Raw genomic sequence first — 3,638 nt, forward strand, 5'->3', positions numbered from 1 at the left:
TCATAATCATAGTGATTACAGTGGTAGTAGTATTGGTTTAAGTGGTAGTGGCAGCCTCAGCGGTTCATCACTGGGACAAAAACAGCCTACTGGTAATGACAAGATTAACCTAGCTAATCAAGGTGAAACGGGTGCCAGCAAGTCCCTTGGCTTCGGACATGATAGTGGCCATAGCAGCAGTACCACCCACAGCGGCATCAATACGAGCAACATCATCATTACGGATGCTGCTGCCCAACAGCAGAAAACCGGAAAAAGCGTAGCCGAAACCATAGCCGGAATTCATACNCGATACCAGCAGCGACAACTATGCGGATAAAGCCGGCTACCTGAGCAACAACTTTGACAAAGACAAAGTTCAGAAAGAGCTGGATACACAGCGTGAGGTCACACAGGAATTTGACCAAAATCGTCAAGAATTACGCAATATCTTGCATAAAATCGCCGATAATAAACGCCAACAGGCAGAAAATATTCGTAAGGACAACTATATAGATGGCAAAAATGGTTATAACACTAACGAATCACTGGCACTGGAAGGGAGTGCCGATAAATGGGACAAAGCCGCCTTCTATACAGATATGATATTAGGTACGGTTTATGGGTATGGTAATACTGCTGCACTGGTTTATGCAGATGGCGACGCTATTATTGACCCCGCAGTTAGAGCAGCCAGAAGACCAATACAGATATGGAATGTAACCTGTGCACAAGATGGTTTATATTGTTCCAATAACAGTTACGATAACAAGAAAACCAGACCGATAGATGCAGACAGTCCCTATGCAGAAATAGGGAATAAAAGACAGATATTTGATATAAATGAAATCAAACCTGGACAGAACACAGGTGTAATAACCATATCCAATCCTGGCATACTCAACCCTTTAAATGATGCATTAAAAAATGCGGTTAAGCAGAACTTGTGGGAAACAGGAGCAGATGGTATCTATGTAGTTGCCAATCCGCCAACCAGCAACTTTTTATCAGAAGGTGTATATGCATTTTATGATAAAGTGAATGATTTGGGCGGTAGCCACCTTCCTTTGACCAATTCAGAGAAAGCAAATATATTACTTTATGAGTATGCCAAAGAAAAAGGCTATAAAATAGACCTAAGTAACCACAGTCGTGGTGGGATGACGGCAAGTAATGCCCTACAGTATGCTAATCGAAATGGATTAACCGGCATACCAATAAGAGAAGCAAGATTTTACGGTACAGCAACTAATGTACAACAGTATGCAGACCAGCTACTAATAAATGGTTATGAAGGAAGTAAAGCATATTCAGCAGTGCATTACACCGATTTTGTGGGTAGAAGTCCACTATTATTGTTTCGTAGTCAGTATACAATAGGAGGTAATCCACCTACAGGTGGTGTAGAAGATAAACCGTTTATGTATTCGCACAGTAGTTATTTCAGAGAAAAACCAAAAGATATTTTGGTAGATGAAAAAGGAAGAAATATTGATAAAGATGGAAACTTGACGGGAGATAAAGTTAATAAAAATCCTTATGATACTGAATTTAATAATAAATGGAAAAAAGGTCCAAATCATAATATAAACAAAGATAACCCATCTATACCAGTTTTAGTGAAACCTTCAAGAGCAAAGAACGGAGCGAATTGAAATGAGATATTTTAAAAATATAATAACAATATGTTTTTTTTTTCTTTATTTTTATCTGGGTGTTATGAGTGGGTAGTACGTTTTTGGAATGGAGAAACACAAAAACTGTCTCCAGCTGAAGAAAAAGCTAGTGACGAGTGTTTCCAAGAGCTTCGCTCACTACCACGCCCAAAAAATGAATATGTAGGTTCGAAAGAAATGCAAGATTGGTTAGGTGAAATATATGGTCCTGCTGAAAGAGAGTGTATGAGAAGAAAAGGTTTTTAACTTTTTAGAATATTCATAAGCAGAGGAAAAAAAGAAAAATGAAATTCATTTTTACATTACAGCTATAATTTGTTTATTTTGTTATATCGAGGTAGTTTATTTACATCAAATATTCAGAAATAGCTTAAATAGTAACTAATCAGCGGGCGCCAGTTTATCAAAGTGATAGCATATATACTGGTGCCTTTTATTGTATTAGAGCAAATGACATAGGCTACATACGCTGCGCACAATGCAGGTAAGCTTTATCTACTAGTAATTGGAGAATATGGGACTATCAATTGGGTAAATCGGCAGGGGAAGATGACAACCTATGACCCAAAAACGTTAAAGACGGTTAAAACCACGCAGATACCAATTCATGAAATTAATGGCAAACGCTACTTTAACTATGGGGGTAAGAAATACTATGCAGACCCGTTTAAGTAAAAAAAGGTTAGTGATTCTGACAGTCCTTAGTATAGTATTAGAAGGGTGTAGTATATCGGACTGGTATAACGGTTATTATGCTGAAGGGGTTGCGATTATCAAAGGCCAAAAAGATAGGAATGCTTTTTATGATGCTGAGTCTCCGCAAATGAAAGAGCTGAGAAGAAAAAATCGAGATTATTGTCGAGAGCAAGCATCGAAGCCGGAAAATTGGGTTGCAAGAACTGGATTTCCAAATGGAATTTTTAATTCAGGTATGTTCGAACTTTGTATGATAAATCGTGGAACTCCGACATATGAAGCTTATGGTTCAATGCTAGAAAAAAAACGTCGTGCTGAGCGCAGGGCGCGAGGTGAAATAGTTCCTGAACACCAATAAGAATGGAGGTAAAAAACGTCATGCAGTACCGCCTATGTAAAAAACGCTTATTAATTGTGACAGGAATCAGTCTGCTATTAGGTGGATGTAGTATATCGGATTGGTATAACGGTTATTATGCTGAAGGAGCTGCGATTATCAAAGGCCAAAAAGATAGGAATGCTTTTTATGATGCTGAGTCTCCGCAAATAAAAGATCTGAGAAAAAAAATCAAGACTATTGCCTAGAGCTGGCAAATAAGCCGGAAAATCGGCTTCAAGAAAAAGGTTACCCAAATGGTGTATGGAATCAACCTTTGTTTGAAAGGTGTATGGAAAATCGCGGAACACCCACGTTTGAAACCTATCAATCGAATCGTGCGAAACAACGTGATGCTGAGCGTAGAGCACGAGGTGAAATAGTTCCATATTAAAACAATAGGAACCATACAGGGTACCGTTATCGACAAGTAAGGGCTAGATGGTAAAACGTCGCCAGATTAAACTGCCGATGAAAAGGAACATGGCCATTTATCCGCACCAACCCACCTTAATATAGGTGGGTTTTTTATGTGAAAAAGATATTATGGTTAATGCGAGATCACCGCAGGTGCCAACCGTGGCAAAGGACATGGCAACGGCGACGAAACCAGCTACCGCAACAGCCATATTGGAAGCAGCAGCGGCAACACCAGCCTCATCAGCGGCGGTGCCACCAACATCAAAGGCGTACAGATTGATGCAGCCGAACTAAATATCGAAAGCTTGCAGGACACCGCCAAATACAACAGCAAACAGCAGAATATCAGCGGGCAGGTCACCGTAGGCTATGGCGCATCCGCCTCTGCCAGCTTTAGTAAAAGCAAAATAAAAGCCGATTATGCTGCTGTAACAGAACAAAGCGGCATCATTGCCGGTGACAATGGCTACCAGCTCAACATCAAAGGCAAT

Annotated in this window: 5 protein-coding genes; all 5 read left to right on the top strand. The window is 39.9% G+C overall.

The window, feature by feature from the left end; translation table 11 throughout:
* The first annotated feature begins 431 nt into the window (after positions 1–431).
* Complete coding sequence (locus tag J3U67_RS00965; RefSeq protein WP_267403397.1) at positions 432–1,634, top strand: hypothetical protein; 1,203 nt, start codon at positions 432–434, stop codon at positions 1,632–1,634.
* Positions 1,635–1,664: 30 nt separating this feature from the next.
* On the top strand, positions 1,665–1,901 hold the full coding sequence (locus J3U67_RS00970) for a hypothetical protein (RefSeq protein WP_267403399.1): 237 nt from the start codon (positions 1,665–1,667) through the stop codon (positions 1,899–1,901).
* 361 nt (positions 1,902–2,262) lie between these two features.
* A complete protein-coding gene (locus J3U67_RS00975) occupies positions 2,263–2,709 on the top strand; it encodes a hypothetical protein (protein ID WP_267403401.1) in 447 nt (148 codons plus the stop codon).
* A 20-nt stretch (positions 2,710–2,729) separates the two neighbouring features.
* Positions 2,730–2,936 carry a hypothetical protein gene (locus J3U67_RS00980; RefSeq protein WP_267391618.1) on the top strand — a complete coding sequence of 69 codons (207 nt, stop codon included), beginning with the start codon at positions 2,730–2,732 and terminating at the stop codon, positions 2,934–2,936.
* A gap of 351 nt (positions 2,937–3,287) precedes the next feature.
* On the top strand, positions 3,288–3,638 hold a 351-nt coding region (locus tag J3U67_RS00985), incomplete at its 3' end, for a hemagglutinin repeat-containing protein (RefSeq protein ID WP_267403403.1).

It is taken from the genome of Snodgrassella sp. B3837 (assembly GCF_026535955.1).
Taxonomy (GTDB): Bacteria; Pseudomonadota; Gammaproteobacteria; order Burkholderiales; family Neisseriaceae; genus Snodgrassella; species Snodgrassella alvi_E.

Bases quoted from the DNA above. Each gene is read 5' to 3' on its own strand.
- J3U67_RS00980 (WP_267391618.1), top strand. From the start codon at position 2,730: ATGCAGTACCGCCTATGTAAAAAACGCTTATTAATTGTGACAGGAATC.
- J3U67_RS00970 (WP_267403399.1), top strand. From the start codon at position 1,665: ATGTTTTTTTTTTCTTTATTTTTATCTGGGTGTTATGAGTGGGTAGTA.
- J3U67_RS00975 (WP_267403401.1), top strand. From the start codon at position 2,263: ATGAAATTAATGGCAAACGCTACTTTAACTATGGGGGTAAGAAATACT.